The organism is Actinokineospora guangxiensis (assembly GCF_042657845.1).
GTDB classification, from domain to species: Bacteria; Actinomycetota; Actinomycetes; order Mycobacteriales; family Pseudonocardiaceae; genus Actinokineospora; species Actinokineospora guangxiensis.
Genome location: NZ_JBHSKF010000018.1, coordinates 99,982 through 117,936, shown reverse-complemented (window position 1 = coordinate 117,936; position 17,955 = coordinate 99,982). Strand labels below are relative to the sequence as shown.

Here is a 17,955-nt window from a genome sequence, read left to right as displayed (position 1 = left end):
GGCGGGGTGATGACGCCCCCCACGTTGCGGCCCGGTGATGACCTGGTGGACAGTTCGGACACAGCCGACCCGAGTGGAGTGCCCGTGGCCGAACTGGTCTACCCGCCCATCGTCTTCGCCACCAAGACCGCGTTCCGCCTCCTGGACCTCAAGCTCGACGTGCGCGGCGCGGAGAACATCCCCGCCACCGGGGGCGCGGTGATCGCCTGCAACCACGTCAGCTACCTGGACTTCATGTTCTGCGGTTTCGGCGCGCAGCCCGCCAAGCGCCTGGTGCGGTTCATGGCCAAGCGGCAGATCTTCGACAACCGGATCGCCGGTCCGCTCATGCGGGGCATGCACCACATCTCCGTCGACCGGGCGGCGGGGGCGCAGTCCTACCAGGCGGCGCTGGACGCGCTGCGGGCGGGCGAGATCGTCGGGGTGTTCCCCGAGGCCACGATCAGCCGGTCGTTCACCGTCAAGGAGATCAAGTCCGGCGCGGTGCGGATGGCCGCCGAGGCCGGGGTGCCGCTGATCCCGATGGCGCTGTGGGGGACCCAGCGGCTCTGGACCAAGGGGCGCAAGCGCGACCTGCTCCAGCGGCACGTGCCGGTCACGATCCTGACCGGCGAGCCGACCCGGCCGGGCCCGGACGACGACGTCGACAAGCTCACCGGCGAGCTGCGCACCACGATGGCCGGCCTGCTCGACACCATCCAGCGCGACTACCCCGACCAGCCCGCGTCCGAGGCCGAGCGGTGGTGGCTGCCCGCGCACCTCGGCGGGTCAGCGCCCACCCCGCAGGCCGCCGCCGAAGCCGACCGGCGGGCCCCCGAGTAACCGCCCGACCGCATTCGCGCCCCCCCCGCCCGCGCTTGTCGACCGCTTCCGGTAGCGCTCCCAGTCCGTTATTATCCCGATGGTTTCGACAATTCGAGCAGAGTTATCGAAACTGTGGGATGGGACCAGCCGACCAGGGCGATGGGCGGCTCCACGCTCCGCTGACAATGTCGTTCGTGCGGAACAGGAGAAACCTGTGGCTCTTCGCAAGTTATTCGACAGGCGCGTGGCGGTCGGGGCGGGCGTGCTCAGCATCGCCGCCGCGGCCACGCTGGCCGTGACCGCGCCGGGCACCAGCTCAGCGGCCTCTGGCCTGGGCGGCGTCGCCGAGGCGTCCGGCCGGTACGTCGGCACCGCCGTCGACCCCGGCCGGGTCAACGACGGCAGCTACGGCACCATTCTCGACACCGAATTCAACTCGGTGACCGCCGAGAACGCGATGAAGTGGGACGCGCTCCAGCCCTCGCAGGGCCAGTACAACTGGACCAATGCCGACACGGTAATGCGCCGCGCGGAAGCGAACGGCCAAATGGTGCGCGGGCACACGCTGGTCTGGCACAGCCAGACCCCGCAATGGGTGCAGAACCTCAGCACGACCCAGCTCCGTCAGGCCATGGTCGACCACATCACCACGGTCATGACCCGCTACAAGGGCCGCATCGCGCACTGGGACGTCGTCAACGAGGCGTTCAACGACGACGGGTCGCGCAGGCAGTCCTTCTGGCAGCAGAAGCTCGGCGACTCCTACATCGCCGACGCCTTCCGCGCCGCCCGCGCCGCCGACCCGAGCGCCAAGCTCTACATCAACGACTACAGCACCGACGCGATCAACTCCAAGAGCACCGCGATCTACAACCTGGTCAGCCAGTTCAAGCAGCAGGGCGTGCCGATCGACGGCGTCGGCTTCCAGGCGCACCTGATCATCAACCAGGTGCCGTCGAACTTCCAGCAGAACCTGCAGCGCTTCGCCGACCTCGGCCTCGACGTGGCGATCACCGAGCTGGACATCCGCATGCAGACGCCGCCGGACGCCGCGAAGCTGGCCACCCAGAAGAGCGACTACCAGAAGTCCTTCGCCGCGTGCTGGGCCGTCACCCGCTGCAAGGGCGTGACGATCTGGGGCATCACCGACAAGTTCTCCTGGATTCCCGACGTCTTCCCCGGCCAGGGCGCGGCGCTGCTGTGGAACGAGAGCTACCAGAAGAAGTCCGCCTACGACGGCTCGGTCGCAGGCATGGGCGGCACCGTCCCGCCGCCCACCACCACGACCACCACAACCACGACCACCACCAGCGGCAATCCCCCGGTCCCCGGCGCCTGTGCGGCCACCTACCGGGTGACCAACCAGTGGCAGGGCGGCTTCCAGGCCGAGGTTCGGGTCACCGCGGGCTCCAGCGCGATCACCGGCTGGGCGGTCAGCTGGACCTTCGGCAACGGCGAGCGGATCACCCAGATTTGGAACGCCACCGCGGCCTCCACCTCCGGCGCGGTCACCGCCCGCAACGCGGCCTACAACGGCAGGCTGGGCGCCGGCGCGAGCACCACGTTCGGCTTCACCGGCTCCGGCACACCGGGCACGCCGACCGCCACCTGCGCCACCGCGTAGCGAGCCCGGTACACTTGAGGCGGACCCCGCGCGGTGCGCATCCCATGAACCTCCCCAGGGCCGGAAGGCAGCAAGGATAAGTGGGCTCTGGCAGGTGCGCGGGGTCCCCTTTCGTCTCCGGGCCCTAGAGGCCCGCGACCAGCTCGTAGCTGCGCAGCCGGTCCTTCGGGTCGAACACGTTCGTGGTGATCATCAGCTCGTCCGCGGCCGTGCGCTCCAGCAGCTCGGCGATGCCCGCGCGGACGGTGTCCGGCGCGCCGATGATCTGGGTGGACATCCGGTCGTCGAGGAAGGCGCGGTCGATGTCGGTGTACGGGTACGCCGCGGTCTCGGCCGGGGTGGGGACCCGGCCCGGCGCGCCCTTGCGCAGCTGGAGGAACTGCAGGGCGGCCGGCCGGGCCAGCTCGGCGGCGGTCGCGTCGTCGTCGGCGCACAGCACGGACGCCGCGACCATGGCGTAGGGCCGCGCCAGCACCGACGACGGCCGGAAGCTCTGCCGGTAGAGGGCCAGCGCGGGCAGCGTGTTCTCGGCGCTGAAGTGGTGGGCGAAGGCGAACGGCAGCCCCAGCAGGCCCGCGACCTGCGCGCTGTAGCCGCTGGAGCCCAGCAGCCACACCGCGGGCTGGTTGCCGCGCGCCGGGACGGCGACGATGTCGGCTGCGCCGGTGAAGTAGTCGACCAGCTCGCGCAGCTGGTCGGGGAAGTCGTCGGCCGACAGCGGGCCGGTGGTGCGGCGCAGGGCGCGGGCGGTCTTCTGGTCGGTGCCGGGCGCCCGCCCGATGCCCAGGTCGACGCGGCCGGGGTGCAGCGCCTCCAGCATCCCGAACTGCTCGGCGACGACCAGCGGCGCGTGGTTCGGCAGCATCACGCCACCCGAGCCGATCCGCAGCGTCGAGGTGGCCATCGCGATGTGCGCCAGCAGCACCGCGGGCGCGGAACTGGCGATCCCCGGCATGTTGTGGTGCTCGGCCACCCAGTAGCGGTGGTAGCCCAGCTCCTCGGTCCGCCTGGCCAGCTCCAGGCTGGCGCGCAGCGCCACGGTCTCGGAGGAGCCGCTGGCGACGGGGGCGAGGTCGAGCACGGACAGGGGGATGTCGAAGGAGGCCACGTCAGGGTCAACGCCACGGGGTCGGGCATCCTTCCCGCGCGCGGGTGCGGGAAGATCCAGTGATGCGCGCGGTGTGTGTGGTCGGGCTCGGGCTCATCGGCGGATCGCTGCTGCGGGCGGCGGCGGCGAGCGGGCGGCGGGTGTGGGGGACGACGTCCTCGGCCGCCGACGCCGCGGCGGCCGCCGAGGACGGGTTCGCCACCGCCGATCTGGACGCGGCGCTGCGCCAGGCCGCCGACGAGAACGCCCTCATCGTGCTGGCGGTGCCGCTGCCCGCCGTCGAGCCGGTCGTCAGGAAGATCGCCGAGCTGGCCCCCGGCTGCCCGCTCACCGACGTGACCAGCGTCAAGGGCCCGGTCGCCGAGACCGTCGCCCAGCACGCGCCGAACCCGTTCGTCGGCGGGCACCCGATGGCGGGCCGCTCGGCGTCGGGCTGGTCGGCCGGCGACGCCGAGCTGTTCCGGGGCGCGGCCTGGGTCGTCACCGCCGACGACGGCACCGACCCCGCGCTGTGGCGCGAGGTCGCCGAGCTGGCGCTGGACTGCGGCGCGCACGTCGTGCCGACCAGCGCCGCCGCCCACGACGACGCCGTCGCGCGGATCTCGCACCTGCCGCACCTGCTGGCCGCCGTGCTCGCCGCCTGCGGCGCCGACGGCGGGCCGCTGGCCATGGCGCTGGCCGCGGGCAGCTTCACCGACGGCACCAGGGTGGCGGGCACCCGCCCCGAGCTGGTGCTGGCGATGTGCGAGGGCAACCGGGCGGCGCTGCTCGACGCCGTCGACGACGCGCTGGGCCGCCTCGGCGCCGCCCGCGGCGCGCTCGCCTCCACCGGCGGCCTGCGCGCCACCGTCACCGCCGGGCACGCCGGGCGCGCGGGCCTCGACGCCCACCGCGCCCACCCCACCTGCCCGGTCACCGTCGACCTCGCCGACGACGAGGCGCTCGCCGACCTGCGCGACCTCGGCGGCGCGGGCGGGCGGATCACCCGTGTCGATGCGGGCGCCGCATACGGCGAAATGCCCGACTGAGCACCGCACAGATTGCGGCTCGGCAACGAAACCGTGACCTAAGCCGCACGGCATTTACCTTGGCCCGGTGGATCTCCCGCCGTCCCCGCCCGGGCCCAGCCCGGTCCGGCGCGCCGCGATCGCCGCCGCCTCGCTGGTGGCCATCGGCGCGGCGGTGGTGGTGCTGCGCGAGCCGCAGAGCGCCGACAGCGGCCCACGGCCGGTGCCACCGCCGCAGACCACGGTCGCCGAGTACGCGGGCGAGGGCGTCGTCGTGCCCGCCCCGGCAGGCATCCCGCCGCAGCCCGGCCGCATCGATGTCGTGGCGGGCCCCGGCAGGCTGGCGCTGACCTGGCCGCCCGTCGCCGAGGCCGCCGGGTACGAGGTGCGGTGGGGCGAGAACCGGACGCGGCTGGTCGCCCAGCCCGCTGTGCAGCTCGACGGGCTCGCCGACGGGCAGCCCACCGGGGTCGAGGTGCGCAGCGTCGGCACCCGGGGCGAGCGCTCCCCCGCCGCGGCCGCGGTCGGCACGCCCGCCCCGTCGGCCGATGCTGGCTGGTCCTTCGCCGAGGAGTTCGACGGCCCGCTGGACCCGGCCCGCTGGCGCTTCAGCAGCACCGGCTCCTGCGGAGCGGCGGGCCCCGGCATGGCCGACGACGCCCGAAGGCTGGTCGTCACCGCCCAGTGCGGCAGCGAGCCCGTGGCCCTGTCCTCCCGGACGCCGCTGCGCCTGGCCGACGGCCCCGAGCTGGGCCGCGTGGTCGTCGACACCGATCAGCCCGGACTCACCGGCGACCTGCTCATCGACCTCGTCCCGGGCGTCGCCGCGCAGATCGGCGCCAACCCGGGCGCGGTCAAGGCGGGCAACCCCGGTGTCGCCATCGAGGACCCGGCGCTGCCGCCGGGCGCGATCCGGGTCCGGGTGGCCGCCCGGCCGGGCGCGCCCACCGCGGCGCGGGTGCTCGTCGCTCCCGGCACCCCGCGCCGGGGCAGCGGCGCCGCGGTGTCCCCCGTCCCCTCGGCGGCGATCGGGGTGACCGTGCGCTGGGAGGTCGTGCTGCGCGCCGACGGCGTGCGCGTGCTGCGCGACGGCGTCGTGGTGGCCGCGGGCGACGTGGTGCCCGACTGGCGGGAGGCGACCGCGGTCATCGGCCTCGCCGGAGGCCGCACGGGCGTGCGCGCCGCGGTGGACTTCGCCGGGTTCCGCGGCGCGCCCACCCGGACCCCGCCGCTGGCGCCCGCGCCGCCGCTGGACCCCGGCCAGGTCGTGACCACCCAGGGCGGGGCCGCGCGGACCCCGTCCGGCGGGGCCAGGGTCACCGGCGTCGAGCGGGCCGTGCTGCTGCTGACGCTGCTGCCGCAGAACGGCGATCCCGAGCCCGCCGACACCTTCAGCGTGGAGATCGGCGGCAAGCGCTTCCCGGCCAAGCCCGCGGTCGCGGGACAGCCGATGCGCCGCGGCGTGCGCTACCCGGTCGCCGCCGAGGTGGCCCCCGACGCGCTGGTGCTGCGCGCCGACGGCAAGACGCTGCCGCTGCTCGTGCACGGGCCGGCGCACCAGGGCCGCGCCCAGACCAGGGTCGCGGCGGCGCACCTGGAGCTGACCCCGCGCGATGGCGCCCCGCCGCCGCCGGTCTACCAGGAGCTGCCCGGCCCCCAGGAGCGCACCCGGCCCGCGCTGGCCAGGCCGGGCGCTGTCCTGCTGGACGCCTCGGGCCGGGCGCTGACCGAGGGCGGCCGGGCCCCGCGCGGGCGGCTGGTGCTGGAGCTGAGCGCCGACGCGCTCGGCGGGCAGCAGCTCGGCGGCGAGCTGGCCGGGCTGGCGGGCCTGGAGGTGCGGCTGGACCGCACCAAGCTCGCGGGCATCCCCACGGTCGTGGACGGGCCCGGCGTCGGCGGCACCTGGCGGATCGCGATCGACACCTCAGGGCTGCCGCCGGGCAGGCACAGCGTCGAGGTGCGCGCGGTCGGCGTGGACACCCGCTCGGCCTTCGCCGTGGCCTACGCGCCGTTCGTGCTGGAGTAGGGCCCCGGCTGGAGCCGGACTAGAGCTTGGTCACCACGCCGGGGAAGTCCACGACCACGCCGTCGCGGTCCACCCGCAGCGTCAGGGTGGCCCCGCCCCTGGTCAGCTCGATCGTCGCGCCCTCGTCGTGCAGGTCGACGGTGCGGTAGGTGTGCCGGACGAGGGTGATGGCCAGGTCGGGCAGCGACACCGACACGACCGGGATCTCGTGCTCGCCCGCGACCCGGTGCAGGTCGAGGTGGCGCACCGCCAGCGAGGTGAAGGTGACCCCGCCGACGACGTCGACCACGACCGCGCCGTCGAAGTTCGCGCGCTCGGAGTCGTCGCCGCGGTCGACCAGCCAGACGCCCTCCTCGCTGCGGTTGATGGCCACTTGGCGCTCGTCCTCGGCGGTGGTGGTGCGCAGCAGCACGTGGCCTTCCTTGGCCACCGAGTCGAACCCTGCCTCGAAGGAGACGCTGTAGGGCTCGCTGCCGACCTGCGGGTCGGCGACGGCGATGAGCCTGCCGGAGGCCCGGAAGCGGGTCTCGTTGACCAGCACGCGCACGGATTCCAGCCGGGCGGGGTCGGTGCCCTGCCAGGTGTGGACGGCGGGTTTGCGGGAACGGGCGGCCTCGGCCGCCCGTTCCACCGCGACGGGGTCGGAGGTCACGCCTGGTTGCCCGGCTGTGTGCCCGGCTGCGCGCCGGGCTGGGTCTCGGGGGTCGCCTGCGGCTGGACGCCCGGCTGCGGCTTGTCCGGGATCATGTCCTGGATCTTGTCGACGACCTGGTCGACCTTGTCCGCGTGGCCGAACTTGCCCTTGACGAACTCGCCCGCCTTCTCGACGCCGTCCTCGATCTTGTCGCCGTGCTGCTCGACGATGCCTTCGGCCTTCTTCTTCAGCTCGTTGAAGTCAATGCCCATCGATAACTCCTCCGCACTCCGGCGAACCCCTGGGCAGGGTACCCAACGGATCTCGCCTCCCACAGCCGCGATCACGGCCGAGTGCACCATTCCTCACTCGCCCGCCGCGCGCGAGTCGGACAGGCCGGGCCCGCGCAGCACCCCGCGCACCGCCGCGACCTCGGCCGACACCCGTTCGAGCGGCGCGTCGGCGGGCAGGGCGAGTTCCCGCGGGGCCCGTCCGGCGCGCACGGCGCCCGCGGTGTCGCGGACGGCGGCGGCGAGCGCGGCGACGTCCTCGGCGGTCGCCGGGCCGACCCTGGCCTGGGCCAGCACGGCGCCGGTGATCGCGTCGGTGAGCCGTTCCATGGTCATGATGACCGGCCACCACGCGGCGGCCTGCCTGCCCGCGCGGAAGGGCTCGACCAGCGAGCGCTGGAACGAGGTGCGCAGGTCGGTGAGCGCGCGGTAGGCCGACCTGCGCAGATCCGAGCGGCGGTCGGGCGCGGGGCCGAGCGCGTCGGCGAGGTAGTCGGCGAGCAGGTCGATGGTGTCGGCCAGCTCGGCGCCGACCCTGGGCCCGCGCGCGCCGGGCCACAGCGCGAAGCCGAACACCAGGACGATGGCGCAGCCGATGGCGGTGTCCAGCAGGCGCACGCCGACCAGCGACCAGTCGCCCGCGTTGGCCAGGTCCAGCTGGATGATGACCAGCGGGGTGACGAAGGTGCTGAGCATGCCGTAGTTGCGCACCTGCCCGATCGGCACGAGCAGCGCCACCGCGGCGACCAGCACCACCAGCAGCCACGGCCGGGGGTCGACGGCGAGCACGGCCGCGCCGAGCAGCACGCCCGCCGCGGTGCCGAGCCCGCGCAGCACGGCCCGGCCGAACACCGATCCGAAGTCCGGTTTGAGGACGATCGCGACGGTCAGCGCCACCCAGTAGGGCTGCTCCAGGTCCAGCAGTTCGCCCGCGAGCACCGCCAAGCCGACGCAGAACGCCAGCCGCGCCACGTGCCCCCAGGTGAGCGCGCCGAGGGCCACCTCGTCCCACCACCCGCGCAGCCGCTGCCCCAGCGGCGGCTCGTCCTCGCGGCGGTCGGTGCTGGAGACCCCCTGCCGGAAGTCGGCGACCGAGCGCAGCGCGGCGTGCATCTGCCGCAGCGCGGGGCCCGCGTCCTCCGGCGGTTCGGGCACCTCGGCCAGCGGGGAGCGCAGCCGGATGCGCAGCGCGGCGTCGAACAGGTAGGTGACCGTGGCGGGCGGTGCGGGCCTGCCCGCGTTGACCAGCGCGACGGCGGCCTCCACGACCGGCGTGGTCTCGGTGAGCACCACGAACAGCCTGCGGTAGGACCAGTCGCGGCCCGCCAGGCGCGAGCGGGCCTGCAACAGCGCGTCGTAGGCCCGGTTCATCGACGCGGTGAGCCTGCGCCGGGCCTCGCGGGCCTGGTCGCTGCCGCTGGCGGCCAGCATCGCCGCCAGGTCCTCGTAGACCTCGGCGACGGCCGCCCGCTCGACCGCGGCCCCCCGCACCGGCCAGGCCGCCAGCGCGAGCACGACGGCCAGCAGCGCGCCCCCGGCGAAGCAGACCGTGGCCAGCCAGGGCTCGGCGGTCTGCCCGGTGCCCACGCACGCGAACACGAGCATCTGGAGCCCGGCCATGGAGACGGTGCTGCCGGTGGCGCTGATGAACGCCGAGAGGGCCGCGACGAGCACCAGCCAGCCGGGGTGCACGAGCGTGCCGACGCAGTAGCCCGCGGTGCCCAGCAGCGCGGCCAGGCCCATCCGCTCGGCGCGCTGGGCGTAGGGCCCGTCGGTGTCGGCGAAGGTGACGCACAGCGCGCCGATCGAGACCAGCATGCCGATGTCGCCGCGGCCGAGGGCCAGACCGACGGCGATGGGCCCGGCGAGCGCGAGCGCCGAGCGCGCGGCGCGCTTGTAGGGGATCGGGACCGGGTTCTGGCTCAGCAGCTCCCTGAGCCAGTGCGGTGCGGGCACGTCGGTCACGGGTGAACCGTAGGACACCGGCGCCGCGGGGCCGCCGAACGCGACATCCCCGCCCCGGGAAAGTCCCGGGGCGGGGATGTCGGTGGTTCGGAGCGGTGTTAGGCGGTCTTGCGGCGGCGCTGCCAGATCAGCGCGCCCGCGCCCGCGCCCAGCAGGCCGAGGCCCACGAGGACGGGGACCAGGATGTTGGCGCCGGTGTCGGGCAGGTCGTCACCGGGGGCCGGGGGCGTGGTGGCGGGCGGCGTGGTCGGCACCGGGGCGGTGGTCGTCGTGGTCTCGACCGGCGGCGCGGTGGTGGTCGTGGTGACCGGCGGGGTGGTCACCGGCGTGGTCCAGGTGCCCTTGGCGCCCGCCTCGGCCTTGGTCTCGTTCGACTCGGCGACGATCAGCGACTGGGCCGGGCCCTGGTGCTTGCCGTTGTCGTGGTAGCCGTCGACCACGAACAGGCGGCCGATGTCCACCTTCGCCACGGTGCGCAGGGCGAACTCGACGGTGGCGGGCTCGGTGCCCGCGGCGACGTTCAGGAACAGCTTGGTGCCGTCGGCGATCTCCTCGGCGGAGAGGGCCTTCTTGTTCTCGTCGACCAGCTCGACGCCCTCGGGCAGCTCGGCGACGACCTCGGTGATCTTGCCGTTGGTCTTGACGGTGAACGGCCCGAGCAGGCCGCCGGACTCGCCGGTGACCTCGGCGGGGTTGATCTCCAGGACGGGCTTGGGCTGCTCGGCCAGGTCCTGGGCGTTCTTCACCAGGTGGTTGTAGAGCGCCTTGATGTCCTGGTTGGCGTCCTCGCGGTCGGAGGCGTTGTCCTGGTTGAGGTTCACGCCGTCGCTGAAGTGCCAGATCGCGGCCTGGGTGGCCGAGATCGCCTCGTGCTGCTCCAGGCCGTCGGCGGCGTAGCCCAGCTCAAGGGCGTTGAGGTCGGCGAGGGACTTGAACGGGAAGCCGTTGTGCAGCACCCAGTTGATCTTGCCGCGGTTCTGGTGGAACGGGGACTCCGCGTTCGGGTACTCGTCCCACGGGTTCTCGACCATGTCGCGCTTCTCGGTCGCGCCGACCTTGATCTCGACGCAGTAGACCTTCAGCAGCGCGCCGCTGTCGAGCTTCAGGTGCAGCAGCGACGCCTGGTAGGTCTTGTCGCTGCCGACCATCCGCACGCCGACACCCTCGTCCTTGGCGCCGGTCAGCCGCCCGCGGGCGGCTTCGGCGGCCGCGGGGAGCGCGGCGGTGCCAACGAGGACCGCGGTGACCGCGAACGCGGCTCCGACCCGACCCAGCTTGCCCATGAACTGTCCTCTCGGTGCTCGGAACGCCGATCGACCCGCCTTTGTGATCAACTCACCCGATAGGGGAATGATCAGCCAATCTGGCGATGGCGCACTCTACTGAGCGAAGAAATCGCGGGTTCCTGGGGGGAGGCTTTGCACAGAATACGATCTCGATGGTCACTCATTCGGACTACAAGACATCAGGGGTGCACTTTGCGCCACACCCCGCCGACCTGCGTCTGTCCGGATAGGGTGCGCGGGTGGACCCCTGGCAGCAGGAGCCGGAACCGCCCGCCTGGCACCAAGAAGCGGACGCGCGGGATCGAGACCGAACCGTGACGGAAAGGCCGTCCCGGCTTCCCGCCGCCCTGAGCATCGCGACCATAGTCGCGGTGGTCGCGGCCGTGATCGCCATTTCCGTCCTCTATGGCGGCGGCGGTGGTGCCGTCAAAGGGGAGGCAGTTCCCGCGCCCGGACAGCCCACGACGTCCGGCCAACCGGCCACCACGACGACCACGACCGGGGCCGCGCCGACCACCACGGGCGCGCCGGACCCCGATTCCGTCGAGATCGCCAACCCCGACGCGCCGCTGACCTACCGCGTGCCGCGCACCTGGGCGCCCGACCCGGCCGCGCGGACGGAGGTGCTCGGCGTCGAGTTCGCCGGGGCCGCCACCTTCGCGCAGTACGAGTGCGGCGGCGAGCGCTACAGCCGGGCCTTCGCCGTCAGCGCCGCCGTGCAGAGCACCGGCGAGGAGGACCTCGACCCCAAGGCCACCGCGGAGAAGTTCGCCGCCGAGTTCGGTGCCCGCTACTTCGCGGGCGGCGAAGCGGGCGAGCCCCAGGCGGGCGAGGCCGAGGTGGCCGGGCGCGCGGCCGTCCTGGTCGTCGCGCCGGTCGCCGTCACCGGCCAGGACCCGGAGTGCCTGGCCACCGCGGGCATCGTGACCGTGCTCGCCGTCGACCTCGACAACGGCGCGGGGACCGGCAAGCGCGGGGTCGCCCTGCTGGTGATCGTCGCCGACGTGCGGGGCGGGCCCACCGAGCCCGCCCCACCGTCGCAGCAGGACCTGCGCGAGGTCATCGCAGGCGTGCGGATCAAGTAGCCCTCAGGGCGTCCAGGCCCGGACGACCTCGTCCAGGATCGACAGCGGCAGCGCGCCGTTGCCCAGCACGACGTCGTGGAAGCCGCGGATGTCGAAGCGCCCGCCGAGGCGCTGCTCGGCCGCGGTCCTGATCCGCTGGATCTCCAGGCGCCCCACCATGTAGGACAGCGCCTGCCCTGGATAGGCGATGTAGCGGTCGACCTCGGAGGTGATGTCGACGGTGGACAGCGGCGTGTTCTCCCGCATGTAGGCCAGCGCCCGCTCGCGGCTCCAGCCCTTGGCGTGCACGCCGGTGTCGACCACGAGCCTGCTCGCGCGCAGCGAGTCCATGGCGAGCATGCCGAGGCGGGCCACGTCGTCGGTGTAGAGGCCCATCTCCTCGGCGAGCCGCTCGGTGTAGAGGCCCCAGCCCTCTGAGTAGGCGTTGACGTCGGCGATGCGGCGCAGCAGCGGCAGGTCCAGCTCCTGGGCGATGGTGAGCTGGAAGTGGTGGCCGGGCACGGCCTCGTGGAACGCGGTCACCTGGGAGAGGAACCGGTCGCGCTTGTGCGCCTCGTGGGTGTTGGCGAAGTAGACGCCCGGCCGCAGCCCGTCCAGCGAGGGCTGCATGTAGTACGCCGCGGGCGCGCCCGCGGCCTCGGTGGCGGGCACCGGCTCGACCTGGCAGCGCTGGCCCGGCAGCCTGCCGAACCAGTCGGGGGCGACGGCCTCGGCGCGCTCGATGCAGGCGCGGGCGTCGCCCAGCAGCTCCTCGGCGTCGCGCCAGCGCATGGCCGGGTCCTCGATCAGCCTGGCGAACACCTCGGCCTGGTCGCGGGTGCCGAAGACCCGCTCCCCCAGCTCGGCGTACTCCTCGCGCAGCGAATCGATGACGTCCAGGCCGGTCTGGTGCAGTTCCTCGGGCGTGCGGTCGGTGGTGGTGTGCACCCGCGAGACCCGGGCGTAGGCGTCCTCGCCCTCGGGCAACGCGCACAGCCCGGAGTGCTCGTCGTCGCGGCCGTGCTGGGCGATCTCCTCGGCGAGCACCTGGCGGTAGCGGGCGAAGGCGGGGCGCACGATCTCGGCGACGACGCGCTCGCGCTCGGCGGCGAAGCCGTCATCTTCGCCCGCGAGCGCCGGGGACAGCAGCGGGTCGGCCTCGCTCGCGAGGTAGCGGTCCAGGTGCGCGACCGCGTTGTCCACCCCGCGGCGCACCGGGACGCGGCCCGCGGCGACGCCGTCGCGGTGGCGCTGGGCGTAGGCCTGCAGGTGCTCGGGGATCGCGCGCAGCCTGGCCAGGTAGGAGGTGGCGCGCTCGGCGTCGGGCAGCACGATCATCGGCAGGAACGACAGCACGCTCGCCGCGGGCCCGACGAACAGGTCGGTGACGGTGTGCTCGGTCAGCCGCGCGTCGATCTGGTCGATCACCGACTCCGCCTGCTGGGCGACGACCTTGACGGTGACGGCGTCCTGGCCGCTCGCGCCGGTCACGGCGGCGGCCCGCTTGGCGATGTCGAGCGCGGCGGCGCGCACCCGGGCCTCGCCCTCGGCGGAGGGGTCGCCCAGCCGCTCGTCGTGCCCGGGGACGCCGAGGAGGGTGGCGAACACCGGGGAGTTCTCGAACAGGAGGGTGGTCAGCTCGTCGGCCAGGGTGGCGGCCGAGTCCGCGGGGGTGGTCATGTCCGCGACCCTACGTAACCGGGCGTCACAGGGTCTACCGGTTGGCCTCGTGGGCACGCCAGCGCTCCATCATGCCCTCCAGCTCCCCCTGCACGAAGTGGAAGAAGCGCCGGGTCGAGTCCAGCCGCGCGGCGGCGGGAGTGCCGGGGCCGAGCGCGTCGATGCCCTCGGTGAGCGCGGCCGTCCAGTTCTCCAGGAGCTTGTCGCGGTTGGTGAACGCCTCGATCCAGGCCGCGTCGGAGACGGTGTAGTGGTCGCGGCGCTCGCCCGGCTCACGGCCCTTGGAGATCAGGGTGACCTGGAGCAGGTAGCGCACCGCGCCGGAGATCGCCGCCGGGCTGACCCGCAGCGCCTCGGCGAGCTCGGGGGCGGTGAGGCTGCCGGTGTCGGTCGCCATCAGGCAGGCGAAGACGCGCGCGGGCATCCTCGGCACGCCACCCTCGGCCAGCAGCAGGCCGAACCGCTCGACGAAGCGGGCCACGGCCTGCGGGTCCTTCTCGGTCACCGAACACCTCCGGCGGAGATCGTAGCGCGTTCCTAACGTTCACAACTTAGTGAAAGTAGAGTATGTTCTGAAGGCATGAGTACGGCAATCTCGGTGTCCGGCCTGGTGAAGACCTTCGGCCGCACCCGCGCGCTCGACGGGCTCTACCTGGAGGTGGCGACCGGGGAGGTGCACGGCTTCCTCGGCCCGAACGGCTCCGGCAAGTCCACGACCATCCGCGTGCTGCTCGGGCTGCTGCGCGCCGACTCCGGACGCGCCGTCCTGCTCGGCGGCGACCCGTGGCGCGACGCGACGGACCTGCACCGCAGGCTGGCCTACGTGCCTGGCGACGTGTCGCTGTGGCCGACCCTCTCCGGCGGCGAGGTCATCGATCTGCTCGGCCGCCTGCGCGGCGGCCTCGACAAGACCCGCCGCGACGAGCTGCTGGAGCGCTTCGACCTGGACCCGCGCAAGAAGGGGCGCACCTACTCCAAGGGCAACCGGCAGAAGGTGGCGCTGGTCGCCGCGCTGGCCTCCGACGTCGAGCTGCTGGTCATGGACGAGCCGACCTCCGGGCTGGACCCGCTGATGGAGGCGGTGTTCCAGGAGTGCGTCGCCGAGGAGCGCGACCGCGGGCGCACGGTGCTGCTGTCCAGCCACATCCTCGCCGAGGTCGAGACCCTGTGCGACCGAGTGAGCATCATCCGCCAGGGCCGCACGGTGGAGACCGGCACGCTCGCCGACCTGCGGCACCTGACCAGGACCACTATCAGCGCCGAGCTGACCGCGCCGCCGGACGGGCTGGCCGAGCTGGCGGGCGTGCACGACCTGCTGGTCCGCGGCACGCACGTCTCCTTCGATGTCGACACCGCCGAGCTGGACGGCGCCCTGCGCGCGCTGACCCGCACCGGCGTCCGCTCGCTGACCAGCCAGCCGCCCACGCTGGAGGAGCTGTTCCTGCGCCACTACCAGGACGGGGTGGCCCGGTGACCGGCACGTGGGCGCTGGTCCGCCTGGCGCTGCGCCGCGACCGGGTCATCCTGCCGCTGTGGCTGCTGCTGCTCGGGTTCCTGCCCGCGGCGGGCATCCCGGCCTACGAGGAGCTGTTCCCGGACGCGGCCTCGCGCGCCGCGCTGGCGGCCGGGGCGGGCAGCAACCCCTCGATCGCCGTCCTCTTCGGACCGGCCTACGACCTCTCGACCGCGGGCGGGTTCACCGCGTGGCGCTTCGGCATGTTCACCGCGCTGTTCACCGCGCTCATGGCGGTCTTCACCGTCACCCGCCACACCAGGGCCGAGGAGGACAGCGGCAGGCTGGAGCTGCTGGGCTCGGCGGTCGTCGGCAGGCACGCGGCGCTCGCGGCCGGGGTGATCACGGCCGGGGCGACGTCGGTCGGCGCGGGGCTGCTGATCGCGGCGGCGCTGCTGGGGATGGGTCTGGCGGGCGGCGGGGCACTGCTGTTCGGGCTGGCGATCGCGGGCACCGGCCTGGTGTTCACCGCGGTCGCGGCGACGACGGCCCAGCTGACCGAGTACTCCCGCTCGGCCAACGGCATGGCGACCGCGGTCATCGGCCTGACCTTCCTGCTGCGCGGGGTCGGCGACTCGACGGCGACGGCGACCTGGCTGTCATGGCTGTCCCCGCTGGCCTGGCCGCAGCTGGCCAAGCCGTTCCTGCAGGACCGGTGGTGGGTGCTGCTGCTGCCGCTGGGCGCGGCGCTGGCGATCGGCGCGCTCGCCTTCTTCCTCGCCCCCCGGCGCGACCTCGGCGCGGGCTTCCTGCCGCAACGGCCCGGCCCGGCCGACGCGGCACCGTCGCTGGCGGGTCCGCGCGGGCTGGCCTGGCGGCTGCAGCGCGGCGCGCTGATCGGCTGGGCCGCCGGGTTCGGCGTCGTCGGCGCGATCTTCGGGTCGCTGGCCGACGGGGTGGCCGACCTGTTCGGCTCCAGCGTCGAGATGACCGAGATCCTGACCCGCATGGGCGGGGCCAACGCGCTGGTCGACGCCTTCCTGACCTCGATGGCAGGCCTGTTCGGCATGCTCGCGGCCGTCTACGGCGTGCAGGCGGTGCTGCGCACGCGCGCCGAGGAGTCCGCCGGGCGGGCCGAACCGGTGCTGACCGCCGGGGCGGGCAGGCTCGCCTGGCTGGGCGCGGGCCTGGCGTACGCGCTGGCCGGACCGGCCGTGCTGCTGCTGGTCTCCGGACTCGCGATGGGCGCCGGGCACGGGCTGCGCACCGGCGACCTCGGCGGGGCGAGCGGGCAGGCGCTGGAGATCTCGCTGGCACAGCTGCCCGCGGTGTGGGTCGTCGCGGGCGCGGCGGCGCTGCTGTTCGGGCTGCTGCCGCGGCTGGCGGTGGCGGGCTCGTGGGCGGTGGTCGCGGTCGTGGTGCTGGTGACGCTGTTCGGGCCGGTCGTGCGGGTGGAGCAGTGGGTCATGAACGTCTCGCCGTTCAGCCACGTGCACGGCGACTTCGCGGCCGGGCCGCTGCTGGCGCTGGCCGGGATCGCCGCGGCGCTGCTGGCCGCCGGGCTGGCGGGATTCCGGCGGCGCGACATCGGATAGGGCCCAGGAATGTTCGGTGGACGACGACGGTTGACCCGATCGGGTGGTCGCGGCTTATAGTTAGCGCAGCTAATGATGTCGTCGTCGGGGGGCCTCCGGGTGAGCGTGTCCGCTATGTCCAAATCGGAGACGCTGCCTCGCGAAGTCTGGGTCATCATCGCCGCCAACTTCGTCATCGCCATCGGGTTCGGCCTCGTCGCCCCCGCCCTGCCCACCTTCGCCCGCGGCTTCGACGTCAGCGTGACGGCGGCCTCGATCATCATCAGCGCTTTCGCCGTCGCGCGGCTGGTCTTCGCGCCCGTCGCGGGCAAGCTGGTGACCAGGCTCGGCGAGCGCTGGGTCTACCTGGTCGGCCTGCTCATCGTCGCCGTGTCCACCGGCGCGTGCGCCTTCGTCGGCGAGTACTGGCAGCTGCTGGCGCTGCGCACGGTGGCGGGCATCGGCTCGACGATGTTCACCGTCTCCGGCATCGCGCTGATGGTCCGGCTGACCCCGCCGCTGCTGCGCGGGCGCGCCTCGGGCCTGTGGGGCACCAGCTTCCTGCTCGGCAACGTCGCGGGCCCGCTCGTCGGCGGCGGGCTGATCGCGATCTCGCTGCGCGCGCCGTTCCTGGTCTACGCCGCCTCGCTGCTGCTGGCGGTGTTCCTGGTGTGGTTCTCGCTGCGCCACTCGGTGCTGATGGCGCCCGCCAAGGACAGCTCGGTGCGCGAGATGCCGCTGCGGGAGGCGCTGCGCGACAGCGGCTACCGCGCGGCCCTGGGCGCGAGCTTCGCCAACGGCTGGGCGGTCTTCGGCGTGCGCACCGCGCTGATCCCGCTGTTCATCACCGAGGTCCTGCGCCGCGACGAGTCCTTCGCCGGGACCGCGCTGGCGCTGTTCGCGGCGGGCAACGTGGTGATGCTGATGGTGTCCGGGCGGCTCTCCGACCGGATCGGCCGCAGGCCCCTGCTCATCGTCGGGCTGTTCGTCGCGGGCGCGGCGACGGCGTGGGTGGGCTTCGCCGACTCGGTGCTGGAGTTCATCGTCGTCACGATCGTCGCCGGGCTCGGGACCGGCGTGTACGCGCCGTCGCAGCAGGCGGCGGTGGCCGACGTGCTCGGCGGCGCGCGCGGCGGGCAGGTCCTCGCGGTGTTCCAGATGTCGGCCGACGTCGGCGCGATCCTCGGGCCGATCGTCACCGGCCTGCTGGCCGACAAGCTGTCCTTCGGCGCGGCCTTCGGCGTGACCGGCGCGCTGCTGCTCGTCGCCGCGCTGGTGTGGCTCCCGGCCAGGGAGACCCTGCCCCGGCCGTCGGATGGTCCGCACCCGGCCCCGGGGCGGGCCGAGATGTCAGTCAAGCCTGCTGAATAGCACTCTCGGTGCAATGCATTAGGCCATTCGTGCATTCACGGAGGCAACATCGGGTTACTGCGCAAGAAA

Annotated in this window: 15 protein-coding genes and 1 other RNA gene; 9 read left to right on the top strand and 7 right to left on the bottom strand. The window is 73.7% G+C overall.

The genetic code is table 11. The annotated features are described in order from the left end of the window. Window positions 1–84: 84 nt before the first annotated feature. The 3 genes from ACFPM7_RS27150 (at window position 85) to ffs (ending at window position 2,541) form a co-directional block, all read left to right on the top strand. The gene (locus ACFPM7_RS27150) at window positions 85–822 is read left to right on the top strand and encodes a lysophospholipid acyltransferase family protein (protein ID WP_378250635.1); all 738 of its coding nucleotides are present in this window, start codon (window positions 85–87) and stop codon (window positions 820–822) included. A 226-nt stretch (window positions 823–1,048) separates the two neighbouring features. Beyond that, on the top strand, window positions 1,049–2,428 hold the full coding sequence (locus tag ACFPM7_RS27145) for a glycoside hydrolase family 10 protein (RefSeq protein ID WP_378250634.1): 1,380 nt from the start codon (window positions 1,049–1,051) through the stop codon (window positions 2,426–2,428). 18 nt (window positions 2,429–2,446) lie between these two features. After that, window positions 2,447–2,541: signal recognition particle sRNA small type (gene ffs / locus ACFPM7_RS27140), an RNA gene on the top strand. An 11-nt stretch (window positions 2,542–2,552) separates the two neighbouring features. Here the strand turns inward: ffs and ACFPM7_RS27135 are convergent. After that, complete coding sequence (locus ACFPM7_RS27135; RefSeq protein WP_378250633.1) at window positions 2,553–3,536, bottom strand: LLM class flavin-dependent oxidoreductase; 984 nt, start codon at window positions 3,534–3,536, stop codon at window positions 2,553–2,555. A 62-nt stretch (window positions 3,537–3,598) separates the two neighbouring features. Between ACFPM7_RS27135 and ACFPM7_RS27130 the strand changes: the two genes are divergently transcribed. Continuing rightward, window positions 3,599–4,564: a prephenate dehydrogenase gene (locus tag ACFPM7_RS27130; protein ID WP_378250632.1), complete on the top strand. Its 966-nt coding sequence runs from the start codon at window positions 3,599–3,601 to the stop codon at window positions 4,562–4,564. Between the two features lie 67 nt (window positions 4,565–4,631). Further along, window positions 4,632–6,569 carry a phage tail protein gene (locus ACFPM7_RS27125; protein ID WP_378250631.1) on the top strand — a complete coding sequence of 646 codons (1,938 nt, stop codon included), beginning with the start codon at window positions 4,632–4,634 and terminating at the stop codon, window positions 6,567–6,569. A gap of 19 nt (window positions 6,570–6,588) precedes the next feature. Here ACFPM7_RS27125 and ACFPM7_RS27120 read toward each other — a convergent pair whose 3' ends face one another. From ACFPM7_RS27120 to ACFPM7_RS27105, 4 genes are all read right to left on the bottom strand, one after another. Continuing rightward, window positions 6,589–7,221, bottom strand: a complete 633-nt coding sequence (locus ACFPM7_RS27120) for a putative glycolipid-binding domain-containing protein (RefSeq protein WP_378250630.1) — start codon at window positions 7,219–7,221, stop codon at window positions 6,589–6,591. After that, complete coding sequence (locus tag ACFPM7_RS27115) at window positions 7,218–7,475, bottom strand: antitoxin (protein ID WP_378250629.1); 258 nt, start codon at window positions 7,473–7,475, stop codon at window positions 7,218–7,220. Before ACFPM7_RS27115 ends, ACFPM7_RS27120 begins: the two co-directional genes overlap by 4 nt. A gap of 93 nt (window positions 7,476–7,568) precedes the next feature. Continuing rightward, entirely contained in the window at window positions 7,569–9,458 is a 1,890-nt protein-coding gene (locus ACFPM7_RS27110) for an FUSC family protein (RefSeq protein WP_378250628.1), read from the bottom strand. Between the two features lie 98 nt (window positions 9,459–9,556). Continuing rightward, window positions 9,557–10,741, bottom strand: coding sequence for a thioester domain-containing protein (locus ACFPM7_RS27105; RefSeq protein ID WP_378250627.1), 1,185 nt, complete (start codon window positions 10,739–10,741; stop codon window positions 9,557–9,559). Between the two features lie 386 nt (window positions 10,742–11,127). On the opposite strand from ACFPM7_RS27105, the gene ACFPM7_RS27100 reads away from it, so the two are divergent. Next, complete coding sequence (locus ACFPM7_RS27100; RefSeq protein ID WP_378250626.1) at window positions 11,128–11,829, top strand: DUF8017 domain-containing protein; 702 nt, start codon at window positions 11,128–11,130, stop codon at window positions 11,827–11,829. Between the two features lie 3 nt (window positions 11,830–11,832). Here the strand turns inward: ACFPM7_RS27100 and ACFPM7_RS27095 are convergent, their stop codons facing one another. Continuing rightward, entirely contained in the window at window positions 11,833–13,488 is a 1,656-nt protein-coding gene (locus tag ACFPM7_RS27095; RefSeq protein WP_378250625.1) for a DUF885 domain-containing protein, read from the bottom strand. A gap of 34 nt (window positions 13,489–13,522) precedes the next feature. Next, window positions 13,523–13,993, bottom strand: coding sequence for a GbsR/MarR family transcriptional regulator (locus ACFPM7_RS27090; protein WP_378250624.1), 471 nt, complete (start codon window positions 13,991–13,993; stop codon window positions 13,523–13,525). A gap of 75 nt (window positions 13,994–14,068) precedes the next feature. On the opposite strand from ACFPM7_RS27090, the gene ACFPM7_RS27085 reads away from it, so the two are divergent. From ACFPM7_RS27085 to ACFPM7_RS27075, 3 genes are all read left to right on the top strand, one after another. Continuing rightward, complete coding sequence (locus tag ACFPM7_RS27085; protein ID WP_378250623.1) at window positions 14,069–14,962, top strand: ABC transporter ATP-binding protein; 894 nt, start codon at window positions 14,069–14,071, stop codon at window positions 14,960–14,962. Then, window positions 14,959–16,536 (top strand): ABC transporter permease, encoded by a 1,578-nt coding sequence (locus ACFPM7_RS27080; protein ID WP_378250622.1) that lies wholly within the window; start codon window positions 14,959–14,961, stop codon window positions 16,534–16,536. The genes ACFPM7_RS27085 and ACFPM7_RS27080 overlap by 4 nt, the downstream gene beginning before the upstream one ends. A gap of 114 nt (window positions 16,537–16,650) precedes the next feature. Further along, complete coding sequence (locus ACFPM7_RS27075; protein ID WP_378250621.1) at window positions 16,651–17,886, top strand: MFS transporter; 1,236 nt, start codon at window positions 16,651–16,653, stop codon at window positions 17,884–17,886. Window positions 17,887–17,955 lie beyond the last annotated feature (69 nt).

Bases quoted from the DNA above. Each gene is read 5' to 3' on its own strand.
- ACFPM7_RS27130 (WP_378250632.1), top strand. From the start codon at position 3,599: ATGCGCGCGGTGTGTGTGGTCGGGCTCGGGCTCATCGGCGGATCGCTG.
- ACFPM7_RS27115 (WP_378250629.1), bottom strand. From the start codon at position 7,475: ATGGGCATTGACTTCAACGAGCTGAAGAAGAAGGCCGAAGGCATCGTC.
- ACFPM7_RS27105 (WP_378250627.1), bottom strand. From the start codon at position 10,741: ATGGGCAAGCTGGGTCGGGTCGGAGCCGCGTTCGCGGTCACCGCGGTC.
- ACFPM7_RS27095 (WP_378250625.1), bottom strand. From the start codon at position 13,488: ATGACCACCCCCGCGGACTCGGCCGCCACCCTGGCCGACGAGCTGACC.
- ACFPM7_RS27085 (WP_378250623.1), top strand. From the start codon at position 14,069: ATGAGTACGGCAATCTCGGTGTCCGGCCTGGTGAAGACCTTCGGCCGC.
- ACFPM7_RS27075 (WP_378250621.1), top strand. From the start codon at position 16,651: ATGTCCAAATCGGAGACGCTGCCTCGCGAAGTCTGGGTCATCATCGCC.